General features: G+C 41.6%; 20 protein-coding genes. 11 read left to right on the top strand and 9 right to left on the bottom strand.

The window, feature by feature from the left end; all coding sequences use genetic code 11:
* The first annotated feature begins 167 nt into the window (after nucleotides 1-167).
* The 3 genes from C9414_RS16620 to C9414_RS16610 are packed head-to-tail and all read left to right on the top strand — an operon-like array spanning nucleotide 168 to nucleotide 1828.
* Nucleotides 168-638, top strand: a complete 471-nt coding sequence (locus tag C9414_RS16620; protein ID WP_107164089.1) for a low molecular weight protein-tyrosine-phosphatase — start codon at nucleotides 168-170, stop codon at nucleotides 636-638.
* A gap of 20 nt (nucleotides 639-658) precedes the next feature.
* Nucleotides 659-982 (top strand): YtxH domain-containing protein, encoded by a 324-nt coding sequence (locus C9414_RS16615; RefSeq protein ID WP_039177147.1) that lies wholly within the window; start codon nucleotides 659-661, stop codon nucleotides 980-982.
* Between the two features lie 27 nt (nucleotides 983-1009).
* The gene (locus tag C9414_RS16610; RefSeq protein WP_039177150.1) at nucleotides 1010-1828 is read left to right on the top strand and encodes a YihY/virulence factor BrkB family protein; all 819 of its coding nucleotides are present in this window, start codon (nucleotides 1010-1012) and stop codon (nucleotides 1826-1828) included.
* Between the two features lie 205 nt (nucleotides 1829-2033).
* Here C9414_RS16610 and C9414_RS16605 read toward each other — a convergent pair whose 3' ends face one another.
* Both C9414_RS16605 and C9414_RS16600 read right to left on the bottom strand, forming a co-directional pair.
* Nucleotides 2034-2540, bottom strand: coding sequence for a GNAT family N-acetyltransferase (locus tag C9414_RS16605; protein ID WP_107164088.1), 507 nt, complete (start codon nucleotides 2538-2540; stop codon nucleotides 2034-2036).
* 15 nt (nucleotides 2541-2555) lie between these two features.
* Nucleotides 2556-3719 (bottom strand): MFS transporter, encoded by a 1164-nt coding sequence (locus C9414_RS16600; protein ID WP_041087254.1) that lies wholly within the window; start codon nucleotides 3717-3719, stop codon nucleotides 2556-2558.
* Between the two features lie 75 nt (nucleotides 3720-3794).
* Here C9414_RS16600 and C9414_RS16595 point away from each other — a divergent pair, with 75 nt between their 5' ends.
* The 3 genes from C9414_RS16595 to C9414_RS16585 all read left to right on the top strand — a co-directional run bounded on the left by C9414_RS16595 (nucleotide 3795) and on the right by C9414_RS16585 (nucleotide 6155).
* Entirely contained in the window at nucleotides 3795-4172 is a 378-nt protein-coding gene (locus tag C9414_RS16595; RefSeq protein WP_107164087.1) for an OsmC family protein, read from the top strand.
* A gap of 65 nt (nucleotides 4173-4237) precedes the next feature.
* Complete coding sequence (gene cax, locus C9414_RS16590; protein ID WP_107164086.1) at nucleotides 4238-5305, top strand: calcium/proton exchanger; 1068 nt, start codon at nucleotides 4238-4240, stop codon at nucleotides 5303-5305.
* 67 nt (nucleotides 5306-5372) lie between these two features.
* Nucleotides 5373-6155, top strand: coding sequence for a YfkD famly protein (locus C9414_RS16585; RefSeq protein ID WP_039177159.1), 783 nt, complete (start codon nucleotides 5373-5375; stop codon nucleotides 6153-6155).
* Nucleotides 6156-6533: 378 nt separating this feature from the next.
* Here C9414_RS16585 and C9414_RS16580 read toward each other — a convergent pair whose 3' ends face one another.
* The 4 genes from C9414_RS16580 to yfkAB form a co-directional block, all read right to left on the bottom strand.
* Complete coding sequence (locus C9414_RS16580) at nucleotides 6534-7253, bottom strand: YebC/PmpR family DNA-binding transcriptional regulator (RefSeq protein WP_003218036.1); 720 nt, start codon at nucleotides 7251-7253, stop codon at nucleotides 6534-6536.
* Nucleotides 7254-7384: 131 nt separating this feature from the next.
* Nucleotides 7385-7786, bottom strand: a complete 402-nt coding sequence (locus C9414_RS16575; RefSeq protein ID WP_107164085.1) for a nuclear transport factor 2 family protein — start codon at nucleotides 7784-7786, stop codon at nucleotides 7385-7387.
* Between the two features lie 99 nt (nucleotides 7787-7885).
* Nucleotides 7886-8722 (bottom strand): mechanosensitive ion channel family protein, encoded by an 837-nt coding sequence (locus C9414_RS16570; RefSeq protein WP_064497730.1) that lies wholly within the window; start codon nucleotides 8720-8722, stop codon nucleotides 7886-7888.
* Between the two features lie 7 nt (nucleotides 8723-8729).
* Complete coding sequence (yfkAB, locus tag C9414_RS16565; RefSeq protein ID WP_041106321.1) at nucleotides 8730-9851, bottom strand: radical SAM/CxCxxxxC motif protein YfkAB; 1122 nt, start codon at nucleotides 9849-9851, stop codon at nucleotides 8730-8732.
* A 146-nt stretch (nucleotides 9852-9997) separates the two neighbouring features.
* Here yfkAB and C9414_RS16560 point away from each other — a divergent pair, with 146 nt between their 5' ends.
* Nucleotides 9998-10189 carry an SE1561 family protein gene (locus tag C9414_RS16560; RefSeq protein WP_012009274.1) on the top strand — a complete coding sequence of 64 codons (192 nt, stop codon included), beginning with the start codon at nucleotides 9998-10000 and terminating at the stop codon, nucleotides 10187-10189.
* Between the two features lie 112 nt (nucleotides 10190-10301).
* Nucleotides 10302-11081 (top strand): delta-lactam-biosynthetic de-N-acetylase, encoded by a 780-nt coding sequence (gene pdaA, locus C9414_RS16555; protein ID WP_372556296.1) that lies wholly within the window; start codon nucleotides 10302-10304, stop codon nucleotides 11079-11081.
* A gap of 34 nt (nucleotides 11082-11115) precedes the next feature.
* On the opposite strand, the gene C9414_RS16550 is transcribed toward pdaA, so the two are convergent.
* From C9414_RS16550 to C9414_RS16540, 3 genes are all read right to left on the bottom strand, one after another.
* Entirely contained in the window at nucleotides 11116-11610 is a 495-nt protein-coding gene (locus C9414_RS16550; protein ID WP_107164084.1) for a DUF2716 domain-containing protein, read from the bottom strand.
* 33 nt (nucleotides 11611-11643) lie between these two features.
* A complete protein-coding gene (gene corA, locus C9414_RS16545; protein WP_048240108.1) occupies nucleotides 11644-12603 on the bottom strand; it encodes a magnesium/cobalt transporter CorA in 960 nt (319 codons plus the stop codon).
* A 131-nt stretch (nucleotides 12604-12734) separates the two neighbouring features.
* Complete coding sequence (locus tag C9414_RS16540; protein WP_041087271.1) at nucleotides 12735-13247, bottom strand: hypothetical protein; 513 nt, start codon at nucleotides 13245-13247, stop codon at nucleotides 12735-12737.
* 434 nt (nucleotides 13248-13681) lie between these two features.
* Here C9414_RS16540 and C9414_RS16535 point away from each other — a divergent pair, with 434 nt between their 5' ends.
* The 3 genes from C9414_RS16535 to C9414_RS16525 all read left to right on the top strand — a co-directional run bounded on the left by C9414_RS16535 (nucleotide 13682) and on the right by C9414_RS16525 (nucleotide 17242).
* Nucleotides 13682-14551 (top strand): DNA-3-methyladenine glycosylase family protein, encoded by an 870-nt coding sequence (locus C9414_RS16535; protein WP_107164083.1) that lies wholly within the window; start codon nucleotides 13682-13684, stop codon nucleotides 14549-14551.
* 102 nt (nucleotides 14552-14653) lie between these two features.
* The gene (rlmD, locus tag C9414_RS16530) at nucleotides 14654-16039 is read left to right on the top strand and encodes a 23S rRNA (uracil(1939)-C(5))-methyltransferase RlmD (RefSeq protein WP_107164082.1); all 1386 of its coding nucleotides are present in this window, start codon (nucleotides 14654-14656) and stop codon (nucleotides 16037-16039) included.
* A gap of 441 nt (nucleotides 16040-16480) precedes the next feature.
* Entirely contained in the window at nucleotides 16481-17242 is a 762-nt protein-coding gene (locus C9414_RS16525) for a methyltransferase domain-containing protein (RefSeq protein ID WP_483295693.1), read from the top strand.
* Nucleotides 17243-17357: the final 115 nt, after the last annotated feature.

Genomic DNA, 17357 nt, shown 5'->3' with positions numbered 1-17357 from the left:
CCCCCTTTATTTGTGCAATTCTCCTAAAGTGTCACCTTTTTTTGTATAATGTGTCAATGCCGATGGGAGTTTTTCTTGCAAAGTTTTCAAAAGAAAAAGGGCTTGATATGATAGAGAAAAGGTTTTCGAAAGCAGTTCTTAGGGAAAAGATAGGAGGAGAATGAAGGATGATTCATGTATTATTCGTATGTCTTGGCAATATTTGTAGGTCACCGATGGCAGAGGCCATGTTTAGAAAACGAGTAGAAGATGAAGGACTAAGCGAGCACTTTGTCATTGATTCAGCAGGCATTGGCGGCTGGCATCAAGGCAGTACTCCGCATGAAGGAACACGAAAGCTGCTTGATGAAAAAGGGATCAGCTATGAAGGGATGTCCGCAAGACAAATCATAGATGAGGACATCACAGCATACGACTATATCATTGCGATGGATGCTGAAAATGTAGGGGCACTTCGCAGTATAGCCGGTTATGGGAAACATCACTTTATTGGCCGTCTTCTTGACTTTGTTGAAGACGATGATCGAGATGATGTGCCAGACCCTTATTACACTGGAAACTTTGAGGAAGTACATGATTTAATTGAAACAGGAATCGATCGTTTTTTGACGTATGTAAAGAAAGAGAAACACCTTTAACTGAAAGGAGATCAGACGAGATGGAAGAGAAAAATCAAATCATGCTTCGAGGAGCTGTGATAGGAGCAGCTTGCGGCGCACTGCTGACATTATTTCATCGGCCAACGAGAATTGCGCTTAAAGACAAATGGGATGACTGTCAGGAAAAGCTGGCGGAATACCGTCAGGAGCCAGCCAGAATTTCTGCTTGCGTGAAAGAAAAAATGGAAGAAACGAAGCAGCTGATGCGAACAGTCTCAGATGATTTGTCATTTTTAAATGAACAAGTCAATCAGTTAAAGGAAACAACCCCAAAAGTATTAGAGATTATTGAAGAAACAAAGGATCACTTTCGATCGAAATAGAAAGATTGATCATTGGAGATGAGGCGTATGGGTTTTATTAAAGCGTTAATTGAACGCTTTTTGCTGCATGAAGGACCAGCAAAATCTGCTGAGCTTGCTTACTTCTTTTTGCTTTCATTATTTCCGTTTCTCATCTTCGTGCTGACACTCGTTGGATATTTGCCGCTGACGTCGAAGGATGTCCTGAGCGTCATTTCTGGTTATGCGCCAGAAGGAGCGCTTTCGATGATTGAATCCATCGCCGAAGAGACACTGAACAGTCGCAACGGCGGATTGCTGTCATTCGGGATTATTGCCGCCCTTTGGTCTGCATCTAACGGGATTAATGCCGTCGTCAGAGCATTTAACCATGCTTACGAAGTTGAGGAAAATCGTTCCTTCATTCTCGTACGTTTAACATCAATCATCTTAACTATAGCGATGGTTCTTACGATTATTTTTGCCTTAATGCTGCCTGTCTTTGGAAAAGAACTTGGCTTATTTGTCGCAAAATTAGTTGGGCAGTCAGATGCCTTTCTCACCATTTGGACGGCCATGAGGTGGATCATTAGCCCGCTGATTTTATTGATTGTGTTTACAGCCTTGTACTATTTCGCCCCAAACATCAGACTGAAATTGAAATTTGTTCTGCCAGGCGCCATTTTTGCATCGATTGGATGGATTTTGGTGAGCATGCTGTTCTCATTTTACGTAGGCGAGTTTGCTAATTACAGCGCGATGTACGGAAGTATTGGGGGAATCATTATTTTAATGATCTGGTTCTATTTAACCGGCATCATGATTATCCTTGGCGGCGAGCTTAATGCGCTTTTACATAAGCGTAAAATCGTACCAGGCAAGGTGTGAAGAAATCCGGGCATCCTAAAGAAGAACGAACATGTTCAATCTTGATGGATGGGGGAATCACATATGTCCAAACAATCGAAAAAAGGCGGAAGCAACACGAAACAAAACAAAGGCCATCAGCCAAAGCACAAAACAAGCGGCAGTGCGAACGGGCAAAATGGTTATCATTAAATGAAAAAAACTCCTCTGCGATGCGGGGGAGTTTTTATTTCGACAATCGTATATACCGCTTAAGGATAAAAGCTGTATCAGGTTTTGACTGGTAATGAGGATCAAGCTGAAACCCTGCGTTTATCGCTACACGTTCACTTCTGACATGGCCAACAGGACAAAAAATTTCAAATCCATCGACTTTAGGAGCAAAGGTATCTGTCATATATTTCACGATGGTTGTCACAATGCCTTGTCCTTGCGCGTCTTCATCAATCCAATAACCGATATTGCCTACTTGTTGATCAAACGTCAGACGGAACACACCGATTAATTGCTCGTTCAGCTGAATGCCAGCTTCCAACCCTTTTTGTTCATTGTAGGTGGTTTGAGTTGATTGAATAAACGTTTTTACCGCTTCTATGCTTTTGCAGTGATGAACCCAAGGCAGCCACTCCCCTAAATGAGCCTTATTTTTTTGAATAAGGCTAAATAGTGTGTCCGCATCATCTATTTGTAGAGATGCCAAAGTCAACTCATTTGTGATGTTATAGGTAAACAACGATTGACCCTCCATTTAGTGACTTTCCACCACTGCCGTCGTTCTCCCAAACCGAACGCAGCAAAAGACAAATAATATCACGATACTGACAAGATAAAGTAAATTCATTCCTTCAAACGTTTGCACAAAGAATCCTCCGAGTACCGGCCCGAGAATACTGCCGGCACTAAACGCCATCCCGCACATCAAATTCCCGGCGGGAAGCAGATGCTTTGGCAATAAGTCAGTCATATAACTGATGCCAAGTGAGAAGGTAGAGCCTACAGCCATTCCGGCGATAAAGAAACAGATAGCGACAGCCAAAACGGATTGAATGAAGATCCCTGCTAAAAGGAAAAAGAATGATCCAGCGAGTGTCACACATAAAATGATGCGGCGTCTGCCAAACCGGTCACTGAGCATTCCAAGAGGAAGCTGAAAGACAATGCTCCCAATGGCAAACGCAGGTAAAATAAACGCAACCGCATCTACTGTCACCCCGCTTCTTAGCGCATATACAGGGAAGTTACTATTAAGTGTCGTTTCTAAAAATCCATAGCAAAATGGCATCATAAAGGCGACCCAGCCAAATTGAAAGGCCTTTTTGAAGCGCTTCAAACTGTTTGTCTGCTCTGACGTTTGCACTTCGCCCGTATCTGGATATGTATTTTTTAAAACAAACACAAGCAGCCAAATACATAAACTAACGGCACCAGAAACAATAAAAGGCAAAGCTGGATTGATCTCAATGAGCGGCGTTAAAAAAGGGCCGGCGGCAAAACCGAGTCCAAACGATAATCCATACAGTGAAATGTTTCTTCCGCGATTTCTCGAGGATGAAGCATAGGTCACCCACGTCTGTGTAGAGAAATGCAGCATATGGTCACCAATCCCGATCATAAGCCGGAGGAAGAACCAGACGACATAAGATTCAAAAAACACAAAGCTAAACAAGCTTAAAAAAACAGCGGCGCCTCCAATGACGATTAACGGCTTAAATCCAAACCGGCGAAGCGGTGCTTCCATAAAAGGAGACGCAAGCAGCACACCGAGATATAAGCCTGTGGCATGCAGTCCGTTTAACGTAGGAGAAGTACCGGCATGTTCAAAAATAATGGAAATGACAGGAAGTAATGCACCTTGTGAAAAACCAGACACGGATACAAGTAAAATTAAAATCATAAAGTGAATTCTCGACATAAGAAGCTCCTTACAAGTTCATGCTTTCATCGTACAATGGAACCATAGGGGTTTCAATAGAAAGGTGGAAAAGGAATGAAGCTGACATACGAAAAGGATCATTGGATCGCACATAATGAGGACAGGCAGCTGCCTATTTCAGGAACAGAAGAAATGGGGTACCGTCCATCTCAATTGTTCACCTCAGCCATCGCAGGCTGCTTTGGAGAAATGCTCATTCATGTGTGCCGTAAAAAGCGAATATCCTATGAAGGGCTGACGATCACACCTGAAACGACAAGGGCAGGAGCTGTAAACAAGATTTCCTGCATTCATTTACATATCTTATTTGAAGATATTAATACATCTGATGAACAAATCGATAAAGTGATCACCCTTGCATTGAAGCATTGCTCTATGGTGCAGTCCGTGAAAGGAAGTATTGATATCACCTTCTCACACGCGCGAATCTAAAATGTATATGATGCCGGCACTCACGAAAGAATAACAGTCAGACATATGTAAAGGAGAATGGCTGTATGAATCGTTTATTTCTTGTAATTGTCGCAATCGGTGTTCCGCTATCGGTACTTGGCAGTTTTCTTCATTTCCCGCAGGTCGTCATGTTTGCCGTTTATTGTATCGCCATTATTGGTCTTGCTAGTTTTATGGGAAGAGCCACAGAAAGTCTTGCCATCATTGCGGGGCCCAGAATTGGCGGACTTTTAAACGCTACATTTGGAAATGCGGTGGAGTTAATCATTTCGTTTTTTGCTTTAAAGCAAGGATTGACGGCCATCGTACTTGCATCATTAACAGGATCGGTTATCGGAAATTTACTGCTTGTGGCTGGCTTGTCTTTTTTCGTTGGCGGATTAAAATATAAGCGTCAAGTATTTAATGTCCATGATGCAAGGCACAATTCAGGCTTGCTCATGTTTGCCATTATTGTAGCGTTTGTCATTCCAGAAGTGTTTTCGATGGAGATGGCAGAGAATAAACAGTTTGTTTTAAGCATTGGGATCAGCATTGTGATGATTTTGCTTTATGTCGCGGCGCTCTATTTCAAACTGGTCAGCCACCGCGGGGTGTATGTTGCCAAGCAGGAGAGCATGGAAGGCGAAGCAGAGACGGAAGAAGAAACACCTGAATGGTCTGGAAAGTTTGCCACTGTCATTTTGATGCTTTCGACAATCGCAGTTGCGTACATTTCAGAGCGTCTTGTTCATACATTTGATACGGTAGGAGAACAATTTGGCTGGAGTGAGCTGTTTATCGGTGTCATTATTGTGGCCATCGTCGGCAACGCAGCAGAACATGCTTCAGCTGTCATCATGGCGTATAAAAACAAAATGGATGTAGCAGTAGAAATCGCCTTTGGCTCCACACTTCAGGTTGCCATGATGGTTGCGCCGATTCTTGTCATCAGCTCGCTATTTTTTGATAAGCAGATGCCGCTCATTTTCTCCTTGCCAGAGCTCATTGCGATGGCATCCTCTGTGCTGCTAACGGTCATTTTATCAAATGATGGTGATACAAATTGGTTTGAAGGCGCCACATTACTCGCTGCCTATTTTATTATGGCGATTGGATTTTTCCTTTTATAATCTTTTGTGGATAAGGGACGTCTTTCGGGAAAATACTATGGAAAAATGAATGAGAAAGAGTGATGATATGAAAAAGATGCCCCGCATCATGTTTGTTGTTCTCTTATCCTTAAGTTTTCTATACAGCTTTCCAGCGGAGGCGGCAAAGCCATTTAAAGTGCCATCCTCTGTCGCAAGTATTTCAAAGGAGAATACGTATCCGAACGCGTCACAGGATCAGCCGCTGCTCCAGCCGAGCGAGCTGACGGCTGAATTGTTCAAAACAACAAGTGTCCCGATTGAGAATACTCATTTGATTAAAATGCTGAATGAATCCAGCATCTCAGGGACGCCATTAGCAGTTGGATACCGCGCGACCATTTTCCTCGGGAGATGGGCGCTGAGCTATGATTCAAACGAAACAGTCGCCAATTGGGAATACAAAAAAGTGAACACGAATCACATTGATAATAGAGGCGGAAACAAAACAGCCATCGGCAAATACGTTCAAAAGCAGCAAGTGAAAGTAAGCGGCGGACTCACAGCAAAAGTGCCAAGCCCAGAAGATGTGAAAACATTGATGATGCAAAAAGCGATTCAAAAAACAAAGCTGCCCCTCGCGTTTGACACCGTGATTGGTGCAGGAACAAAACGAGATCAGTCTTACCATGTCTCTCCAAAAAAAGCAGCATCGCTTCATGCCTATGCACCAGCGATTAACGAAAAAGGTAAGGTTACTTACGGAGAAGTGTACCTTGTGCTAAAAGGAAATAAACGAAAACTCGTCGTGAAAAACGTGACCTCACAAGGAATCGGCGCTTGGATTCCAGTTCAGGATCACCTAACGTTTGGGTTTCAAGGGATGAATTAAAACAGTCATCTCCTCTACTGATAAGAGGAGATGACTGTTTTTTGCTAATACGTTTTCTCTTTTTTTCTTTTCACTTCACTCATGAAAAAGTCAAAGACATTATATAAATACCATACAATGAACAAATAGAAGATGATTTTAGTCAATATCGTCAGGTGAGTGAAACTAAAGTATAGGGAAATAAAAGGGATGATCATAAATCCTTGATATGAAAACCACCATGTTTTAAAAATGAAACTCAGCCCCTTAAAGGTTTGTATAAATTGACATTTTATTCATATGTTACATTTTATTGAGTGAATCGTAAACCTTTATTGAAAAATAAAAAAGCCATCATAGAAGTTGATTCGATACAACGACTATCATGGCTTACTTTTTTTATTCCCCTAAATCCACATTATGATAAACCTGCTGCACGTCTTCAAGCTCTTCTAAAACATCGATCAGCTTTTCAAATTGTGCCTTAGATTCATCATCTAATGTCACTTCGTTTTGCGGGAGCATTGTGATTTCAGCGACAGTGAATTCTTCAACACCCGCTTGTTTGAATGCTTCTTGTACTTGATGGAATTGATCTGGTTCAGCGTACACAATCACCGTTTCATCTTCTTCCATGATGTCACGTACATCAACATCTGCTTCCATTAGAAGCTCAAGTGTTTCTTCTTCACTTTTTCCTTCGACACCGATGACAGCTGTTTGGTCAAACATGTAAGCAACAGAGCCGCTTACGCCCATGTTTCCGCCGTTTTTCCCAAATGCTGCTCTAACATCTGACGCTGTGCGGTTGACGTTATTGGTGAGGGCATCAACGATCACCATTGATCCGTTTGGACCAAATCCTTCGTAGCGCAGCTCATCGAAGTTCTCTTCCGCACCGCCTTTGGCTTTTTCAATGGCACGGTCCACAATATGTTTTGGGACACTATATGTTTTTGCACGTTCTAGGACAAAACGAAGTGCTTGGTTTGATTCTGGGTTTGGCTCACCTTGTTTGGCAGCCACATAGATTTCACGCCCGAATTTTGCGTAAATACGACTTGTACTGGCATCCTTTGATGCTTTCTTTTCTTTAATGTTGTTCCACTTACGACCCATCTTATTCACTCTCTTTCACTTAGAAAATACACAGTATGAGGGTCCCCATGCTGCATGAAATCATTCTGCTATCTATTATACATGAATCAGTCAAGAGGATAGAAGTAAGAGGGCTGAAATGAAGAGAATTGTTAGCTAATGTGCCCCAGCTGTTCAAGCATTTCATGTTTTTCGTGAGCCCGAGTCAGCTCGTCGCACCGAATGATCCTGCCATCTGATAAAGTGAAAAGAGCTGTGACATCTATTAAACCACCGTCTCCGCTTGCGAGGTCAACATGTACCGTGTAACGAAAACACGCTTGCTGCATTTCTTCATCAAATAACACATCATGAAAGGCGGGGATCGCAAGCTGTGTTGTCATTTCTTTTAATGTGGATAGATGCTTTTTAAACTCATTAAGCGTGGAAACCTTCCCATCGGTCACTTGCTGATAGTCAGGAGAAAAATAAGCCTCCACCTTTTTTACATCGAACTTGGTTAACACCTCTTGATACATCTCCTTGATGAAAGAAATTGCTTCTGTTTTTGTCATTCCATACATCCTCTCTATTATTAACTGGTTAACTAAATAACATTATAATTAACCGGTTAACAAAATACAAATAAAAAAATAACCCCATATAGAATGAGGTTATTTTGCAGGCTGGGGATAAGCGAGATCCTCAAGCAATTTGACATCATGATGATGAAGTTGCTTGATCATTTCTTTTCGCACAGCAAGAGCGGCTTCGAAGTATTTTTCGTCTTCGACCATTCCCTTAACTGTAATTTCAATCCCGCGATTCAGCTTATTCAAGCCCATAATTCCATGAACTTGAAAGGGTTCAATGGCGTTTTGGAATTCATCTTTTTTAAGTAAATCATGATGCATTTGATTTAAATTGTCACATGCTGATTCAAGTGCTTGGAAGGCGATATCTGGGTTTTGATTCGCGCTAATTAACACAGATTCCGTAATCCGCATATATTGCATGTTATAGTTTTGGATTTGCCTGATATCCCCGTTAGAAATGGTTAACAGCTTGCCGCTCCATTCTCTAATTTGCAGAGAGCGGAGACCAATCTCTTCAATGGTTCCATTAAAGAGGTTATTCACCGTCACATAATCCCCTTTATGAATCTGGCGTTCATAGATGAGAAAAATGCCTGCTAAAATATCACGAATGAGCGTCTGGGCGCCAAAACCGATGACGATCCCAGCGACACCAGCACCCGCAAGAATTTTCCCAAAGTCATGAAAGAAAAGAGAAATGACATAGAGCACAAAGCAAATCGAAGCGGTGTATTTCGTGACCGATTTGACCAAGCTCTCGATCGTTTTCTTCTTTTTATCCTCTATAAACTCAGTTCGTTTAAAGAAAATTTGAAGGGCTTTGTTGATCATAAAGACAGCAAGCCAAAGAACGAGCCCAACAAGGAGAATTTCAATGTATTTATTTTTGACCACTGTCAGAAATGTATCGTCCATCTATCGATTACCCCCTGGCTGTTCGAGAAGTAAAATCAACATCTTGATAATAGCTGTTTTTCACTAGAACATTCGGACCGAGGCACTGCACGCTTGGGCAATGACAATTCAGCTCTTTTGCTAATTTCGTGTCCATCCAGCGTGTATAGGCTGATTGCAATGTATCAGTTGCAATGTTTCCAAGCGGCGGTGTATCGCCAAAGTCTGTCACAATAATATTCCCATCAAAAATATTCACATTCAACCGCGAACGGCCGTCAGGGTCATTTCGTACTGTGACATTTTTCTCCTGGCGCAATCGATTAAGGAGACGCTGGTCTTCTTCATCTGTGCTGCATGAATAAAATGGCAGGGTGCCAAACAGCATCCATGTGTTTTGATCACGAATATCAAGCAGCTGATGAATCGCATCCCGCATTTGCGGAAGCGTCAATGATTCAAGGGCGCTGGCGAAATCACTTGGGTACATCGGGTGAACTTCGTGGCGCTGGCATTTCATTTCCTCGACGATCTGCCGGTGGATGTGCTCAATATATGGAAGCGTGCGCTTATTCAGCATGGTCTCAGCGGATACGGTTACGCCCGCTTTGACAAGTGCCTGACTATTTTCAATCATGCGGTTAAATAATTTCTCGCGCTGCTCAAAGGTTGGTTTACGGTCCATCATGGCAAAACCGACTGTTGCAAACTCTTCAACAGTGCCCCAGTTATGTGAAATGTGAAGGACATCTAAGTATGGAATAATTTCTTCATAGCGCGCCAAATCAAGGGTTAAATTTGAATTGATCTGTGTACGCACGCCGCGTTCGTGGGCATACTTTAATAAAGGGACGACATATTCCCGTACAGATTTAAGAGAAAGCATAGGCTCACCGCCTGTAATACTGAGTGAGCGCAGGAGCGGAACTTCATCTAAACGGCGAAGTAACAAATCTATCGGCAGTGCATTCGGGTCTTTAGGCTGTAAGGTATAGCCGACCGCACAATGCTCACATCTCATGTTACAGAGCGTTGTTGTCGTAAATTCAATATTTGTCAGCTTCATTTCTCCGTAATCCTGCACATCGAGATAGGCTTCCCAAGGGTCGTATGCAGGTGTGATCGGACGAAGTGCTGTTTTTTGGTTCATGGTATCTATCTCCTTTTCATTCGGGCAAACGTAGACCCGCCAACAGTTAATTTTAAGCCTCATCACGGTTATACGCAAGAGGGACACAATTGATTTACAAGGGAAAAAAAGATAAGCTATAAACAAACGCTAAAGGGAGTGTATCGATGGGCAAGGCAGCAGACAGCAAAGAGCAGCAGGTTGATTATTTAAAGAACCGATTAGATATGTTTATGAATGTGATTGATTCATTAGATCCTGAATCAACAGACGTTGAAGATATAGACAGACTGATCCAAATGATTGACGACCTAGAAGCGAAATATGAACGGTTTAAAAATGATTGGAAGGAAGAATAGCTCGCGCAGTGCGGGCTTTTTTCTTTAAATTGGCAGGTGAATCGGTGTATGAGTCTCGGTCTTATTCTGCACAATAGAAGAAAAACCGGGAAGTGACGTAATGAAAAAATTCATGCTGATCTGTTTATGTGCGCTTTTTGTTTCCATACCTTTTTCAGAAGTAGGAGCCGTGTCTAATAAGCCCATCCACTGGGGATTTGCAAAAAGCAAAGAGCACAGGCCGCCGGATGCGGGCAAAGAATTGACGGCACTCTTAAAAAAGTATGATGCCTTCTATTTAGGTAACACGAAAAAGAAAGAGATTTATTTCACCTTCGACAACGGCTATGAAAATGGGTACACACCCAAGATCTTAGACGTGCTGAAAAAACATCAAGTACCAGGCACCTTTTTTGTGACAGGTCATTTTGTAAAGGACCAGCCCGGGCTTGTCAAACGTATGGCAGAAGAAGGTCATATCATTGGCAACCATTCCTATCATCATCCAGATTTAACAACCAAAAGTACGAAAGAAATCAAAGAAGAACTGGACCGTGTCAATGAAGCTGTGTACAAAATCACAGGAAAACAAGATAACCTCTACCTTCGTCCGCCGCGCGGTGTGTTCAGTGAAAGGGTACTAAAAGAAACAAAACAGCTCGGCTACCAAACTGTTTTCTGGTCAGTAGCGTTTGTAGACTGGCATATCCATCATCAAAAAGGAAAACAGTATGCTTATGATCAAATGATGAAGCAGGCGCACCCAGGTGCCATTTACTTACTTCATACCGTCTCAAGAGACAATGCAGAAGCGCTGGATGATGCTATCACCGCTCTGAAAAAACAAGGATATTCCTTTAAAAGCCTAGACGATCTCATGCTTGAAAAAGTATGGCATCTGCCTCAGCTATAGAAAAAAGCCTGCAGAAGATCTGCAGGCTTTTTGATTATCCTTCTCTGATTTTACGCTGAAACAAAAGAGGGTGATGACGTGAAAAAGAGTCAATCAGGCCCTCGCCGAAAATTGTGATGCTTTGCTCCCAAGGATGTCCTAGCAGGCCCCAATCCATTTCTTTTGATAAAAAGAAATAGTAATCCCCATTAGGGAGAACAGGAACTTTCCATTCTCCAAATTCATCTTTTTCAAACAAGCCATATGGTGTGATCCAGTAGCATTCGTGCTGCCAATCAAGTGCCAGCATATACTCGTCTGTTCCGGTGATATTCTCTTGAAAAGAGAGCAGTGCCTTTTTTTCAAGATCTTCATCTGCATGTAGAAGAGAAGAGTCCTCAAAATACGCAGAGATGTCATATGTGATGTAAGGAGAGGGTGCTTGAAAAGCGGGTAAGCGAGAGATGCTTGGTTTAAATTTGAACTCTCGCGCAAAAGTCTTCCAGGCGAATTTTAATTCATTGTCTTTCAGTGGAATCCAGTTTTCCATATGATCTTCCTCCCAAGCACTTGTCTCAAAACATTATTTAAAAATCCTAAACCACCCTTTATGTTTAAACCACAAAAGCATACCTGAGACGAGCAGACCCATGAAAATCAGCACGCCAAAATAGCCGTATTTCCAATGTAATTCAGGCATGTTGTCAAAGTTCATTCCGTACACCCCAACAATAAAGGTCAGTGGAATAAAAATGGTCGACACAATGGTTAGTGTCATCATAATGGCATTCATCCGGTTGGAATTCAGCGTCTGATAGCTGTCTCGTAAATCCGCTGTCATGTCCCGGTTCGACTCAACGATCTCTGTGAGCTTCAAAAGATGATCGTAAATATCATTAAAATACGCTTGGCGGTTTGTATCGCTTTTCATCGTATTTGTGTTCACAATACGATATAAAAGGTCCCTCATTGGGATAATCGTTCTTCGCAGTTTGAGCAAATCGGATCGGATTCCGAATACTTCGTTCATCAACGTGCCATACGTTTTATGACCTTCTTCATCCTCAATTTCATTCAGCCTGTCCTCTATTTGATAAATAATAGGGAAATAATCATCAACAAGCTGATCAATCAGCATGTAGGCAATATGCTCAGGTCCGCTGTTTCTTTCTTTATCAGACCCCTTGAGCTTTCGAATGACACGATCAATGTATGGCGCTTCCTTTAAATGAAAGGTCACGATATAGTTTTCACCAACAAACAGATCAACTTCCTCAGAACGCAGCGTTTTTTGATTAAGGGCATGTAGCACGAAAAATAAATATCCTTCATAAAAATCAAGCTTCGGCCGCTGCAAATAATGGAAGCAATCCTCAATCGCAAGCGGATGGAACTGAAAATATTCCTTCAAAAGCGCTGCTTCCTTTTCCGTTGGTGCATGAAAATCAATCCAATACCAGGCGATTTCGGGGCTTGAAAGCTGCTGCATTGTTGCATGTTCAATCAAGTCGCCGTTTTTTGTCACTGCAAGTTTTCTCAGCATGTGCACCCCTCCAGACTTGCATTATATCATGAAGCAGCACCGGTGAACTTATACGTTTTCTACATAAAAAAGCCGATCTCAGAAAGAGATCGGTTAAATGTGCGTGTATGATTGATGGATAAAACCGAGAATTAAGGACGATGGAACGTAACGAATTTATCTTGACGGTCAAACCAGCCTCTAAACGCCCAGTTATCCCAGCCGCCATCGCCGTTGTTTTTAAATGTACCGCTTTCAAATACCCAAATTCCGTAAACAACATTACCAAGATTAGCAGTAGCGAAAGTTTTGACGCCGTTAAAACGGTCTTCGTAGTTCTGGCTTAGGTTAAAGACCATGACATTATATCTGCCGCCAGCAGCGTAGAATGTGCTTTCCATGACGCTTTTCACGAATCCAGAACGGTTTGCATTTGCATTTACTGCGTTTACAATGGCATTGGCAATCCCAAGAACATCAAAGTTTACGTTAACATTAGGGCTAGCCGTAGTGCCAGCTTTACCTTCAGCAGCTTTATTTAATACAGTTTGCTGAAGTGTAGTAGAAACAGGTGCTGAAGTTTTTGGCTCAGCAGCGTCAGCGAATAATGGCAGTGTCGAAGAAACAGCAGTGGCAAGTGCAACAGAAAGAATGGTTTTTTTCATTGGTCGGATCTCCTTTGTTTTTTAATTTTGGGTCTTCTTTTTTGTAAAATGTGAAACTAGGTGAAGCCGGTTATCAATGAGGTAAATATGTTCCTGCAAGATAAAACAAATGATTGCCTAATCCGCTAATTCCTTTGTTCACCTCCTTGATATGTCATAATTATACAAATATATTCAGGGAGGAAGATATCACCCAGAGGTTCTATTTCTAATTTAAGGAAAATGATCCTAAAATGTTGAAGATTGCTGTCGAATGTTAGCTGAATTCGACTAAAAACTTTCGTCTATCCAAAAGGAGAATGACCACAAATAAGGAAGATATAACTGATAAATTCTTGTACTCTTTATGTTTAAAAGTATTCAATCTAGAGAATCATTCATGCAAAATGAAACAATCACATCTGCGTATATTGGCAGAAAGGAAGAGGACATGTATGTGGGAAAAACAGCTGGTGGTAGAGCCGCCGTATCATTTCGATCAAGTGCTTAGACGCTTATCAAGTGATCCATTAAAAGCAGTCGATTTGAGTCAAAGAGAAATCAAAGTGCCGATCAGATTAGAGCAAAAACCGTACGTGGTCATCGTTCAAGCTACTGGAACAAAAGATGCGCCTATGTTCCGGGTGCGATCAAACGGTCCAGAGGAACCCCTTCTTTCTGAGGTGAAACGGATATTTGGCATGGAGCATCAATTACACATGATTCAAGACCACTTTTCTCAAACCAATCTAGCACCCATTTTTGAGCAGCATATCGGAACGCCGCTCATGCTGGATTTTCATTTATATCATTGTTTCATGAAATGCATCATTCATCAGCAGCTGAATCTTTCGTTTGCTTACGAGCTCACGAAACGATTTGTCCATACGTACGGTGAGCAAATAGAAGGTGTATGGTTTGATCCTTTACCAGAAACCATTGCCTCTCTTGAAACAGATGATTTGAGAAAGCTTCAATTTAGTCAGCGAAAAGCAGAATATGTCATCGATGTATCGAAACGAATTGTGAGCGGCTCACTTTGTTTAGAAGAATTACACGACTTATCTGATCTGGAGGTAGAAGAGCGTCTGCTTCCGATTAGAGGGATTGGACCTTGGACGGTTCAAAATGTGCTCATGAATGGGCTTGGAAGACCAAATCTTTTTCCAATGGCAGATATCGGCATTCAAAATGCAATCAAACGACACTTCGATCTGCCTGAAAAGCCGACAAAAGAAGAGATGGTAGCGCTAAGCAAGGAATGGACCCCATATTTAAGCTACGCTTCTTTATATTTATGGAGAAGCATTGAGACAGATAAATAAATGAAAGGCATTTTCTCTCTTTGTCCAAGACGTGATATACTAAGGAGATGGAATAAAATGAAGACAACCTATCAAGGGTTTAAATAGAACGGAGAGAATAAAGTGAAAGAAAAACAGCAAGGTGCCCTTTTGCAAAAGGGACAGCAGTTCCCGCTTACCATTAAACGCCTTGGCATTAATGGTGAAGGGGTCGGTTATTTTAAAAAGCAAGTGGTCTTTGTCCCAGGCGCGCTTCCAGGTGAGGAAGTGGTGGTTGAAGCAACGAATGTCCAAGCAAAATATGCAGAAGGTACAGTGAGGAAAGTGCGAAAGCGCTCCGAGCATCGAGTCAAACCGCCATGCCCAGTATACGAAGAGTGCGGCGGCTGTCAGCTTCAGCATTTGGCGTATGAGCAGCAGCTAAATGAAAAGCGTGATATTGTCATTCAATCAATGGAGCGCCATACAAAGCTATCGGTTGAAAAGCTTGATATTAGGCCAACGATCGGCATGGAAGACCCGTGGCATTACCGAAACAAAAGTCAGTTCCAAGTAGGACGTTCTCACAGCGGAGACATCATTGCAGGTCTTTACGGACTGAATTCTCATAAGCTTGTACCGATCAAGGAATGTATCGTGCAGCATCCAAAAACAAACAAAACAACGGGCGTTGTCCGCAAAATTTTAGAGAAATTCGGCGTATCGGTCTACAATGAACGAACAAGAAAAGGCGACGTACGCTCGATTGTTGTGCGTGTCGGCTTTGAAACAGGGGAAGTACAGGTCGTTCTTGTCACATCAAAACCTGAATTTCCAAAGAAAAAAGAAATTGCCGAAGCCATTCAAAAACGTCTGCCTGAAGTGACGTCCATTATGCATAATATCAATGGCGAAAAAACATCAGTCATCTTCGGCCATAAAACATCTCACCTAGCTGGCAATATGGTCATCCAAGAATTTTTAGGAGACGTCTCTTTCGAACTAAGTGCACGTGCTTTCTTCCAATTGAATCCGAAGCAGACGCTAAAGCTTTATGATGAAGCGAAAAAAGCGGCCAAACTGACTGGCAAAGAAAAGGTTGTCGATGCGTATTGCGGCGTTGGAACCATTGGGATGTGGCTCTCAGATGGCGCCAAAGAAGTAAGAGGAATGGATGTCATCAAAGAATCAATTGATGATGCGAAGAAAAATGCCAAAAAACACGGCATGAAAAACGCGACCTATGTGACAGGAACAGCTGAACATTGGCTGCCAAAATGGGTCAAAGAAGGCTTCCGTCCTGACGTCATCGTCGTCGACCCGCCAAGAACAGGCTGCGAGCGCACCTTCTTAGACACCGTCAAACAAGTCAAACCAAAACGCTTTGTCTACGTCTCTTGCAACCCATCCACCCTAGCAAAAGACCTTGAATACATGTCAAAAGACTACAAAATCGAATACATGCAGCCAGTTGATATGTTTCCGCATACGGCTCATGTGGAGTGTGTAGTGTCTTTATCTCTTAAATAAAAAGGGAATGACAGCTATGATAGACCAAAATGCATTCAAACGATTCCAACTATATATGAACCCACAGCAGACGAAATTGGTGGACCGAAAACAGCAATAGAAAAGGCAGTAACTAAATGAAAAAACCCTTCCAACAGGAGGGGTTTTACTTTAACTAACAATCTATTTTTTCCTAAGCTCTTTTTTCGTATTCTCTTCTATCATTGTACTTAGACCTCTATAATGAGACATCCATCATGAACTCTCGATTCTCAAACAAAATCATGTCTTACTCAAATATCAGTTGAATGAATTTTGAAATGAATGTCAAAAATCAAGATTCTTACAGGGAGTTATTGAATATGAGACTAAAAGAACATGAAATATAACAACTTTATACATTCGTAAGAGGCCCGCCAAATATTTAATCATTCAAACTGCAAAATGATTATTGGAGGGATTATGATGAATGACAAACAGTTTTCTTCATTTTTAAAACAAGCAGATGAACCTTTTGGTGGGTGGGATTTCTCATTCATATCTGAAACTGGAAGAATGAAAAGTGAGTTGCTTTCATGGTCATATGGTAGTATAGCTACTTCTCTTGTTCAAAGTGCAAAATCAATGCTGGACATGGGAACAGGTGGTGGAGAGTTTTTATCAAAATTAAGACCTTTTCCAACATCAGTTTATGCTACAGAAGGTTACTTACCTAATGTACCTGTCGCAAAAGAACGATTAACCCCTTTAGGAGTGAAGGTAGTTCAAATTTCTAATGATGAAAATTTGCCGTTTGAGACTGGAAAATTTAATCTTATCATCAATCAACATGAGTCATTTTCATCTCAAGAGGTGAGAAGAATTATCTCGAAAGAAGGTATTTTTCTAACTCAACAAGTCGGTGGACTCGATTGCATAGAGATTAATGAGAATCTAAGGGTACCAATAAATAAAGAATTTATTGATTGGAACTTAAAGCTAGCTTTAAAAGAGATACAGGAGAATCATTTTGAGGTGTTGAAAAGTGCTGAAGAGTTCCCCATTCTAAGATTTTATGATATCGGAGCATTGGTGTATTATCTAAAAGCAATTCCTTGGCAAGTGCCATGTTTTGAAATAAGTAATTTCAAGGATGAATTATACACCATTCATAAAACCATTGAACAAAAGGGTTATTTTGACGCAAAACAACACCGATTTATGATTTTAGCTAAAGCAATTTAGTTGGAAATGGAGCCTTCGATCTATTTGAAGGCTCCAGCTTAATTCTGAACTAATGTCACTCCTGTATGCACGATACATGGCCTGAAAATGTTTCCTTTTATTATTGTCGGGCTTG

This window comes from Bacillus sp. Nf3 (assembly GCF_003028545.1).
In the GTDB taxonomy this organism is placed as follows: domain Bacteria; phylum Bacillota; class Bacilli; order Bacillales; family Bacillaceae; genus Bacillus; species Bacillus safensis.
The sequence above is the reverse complement of the archived record's forward strand: the minus strand, read 5'-3'. Positions and strand labels throughout refer to the sequence as shown.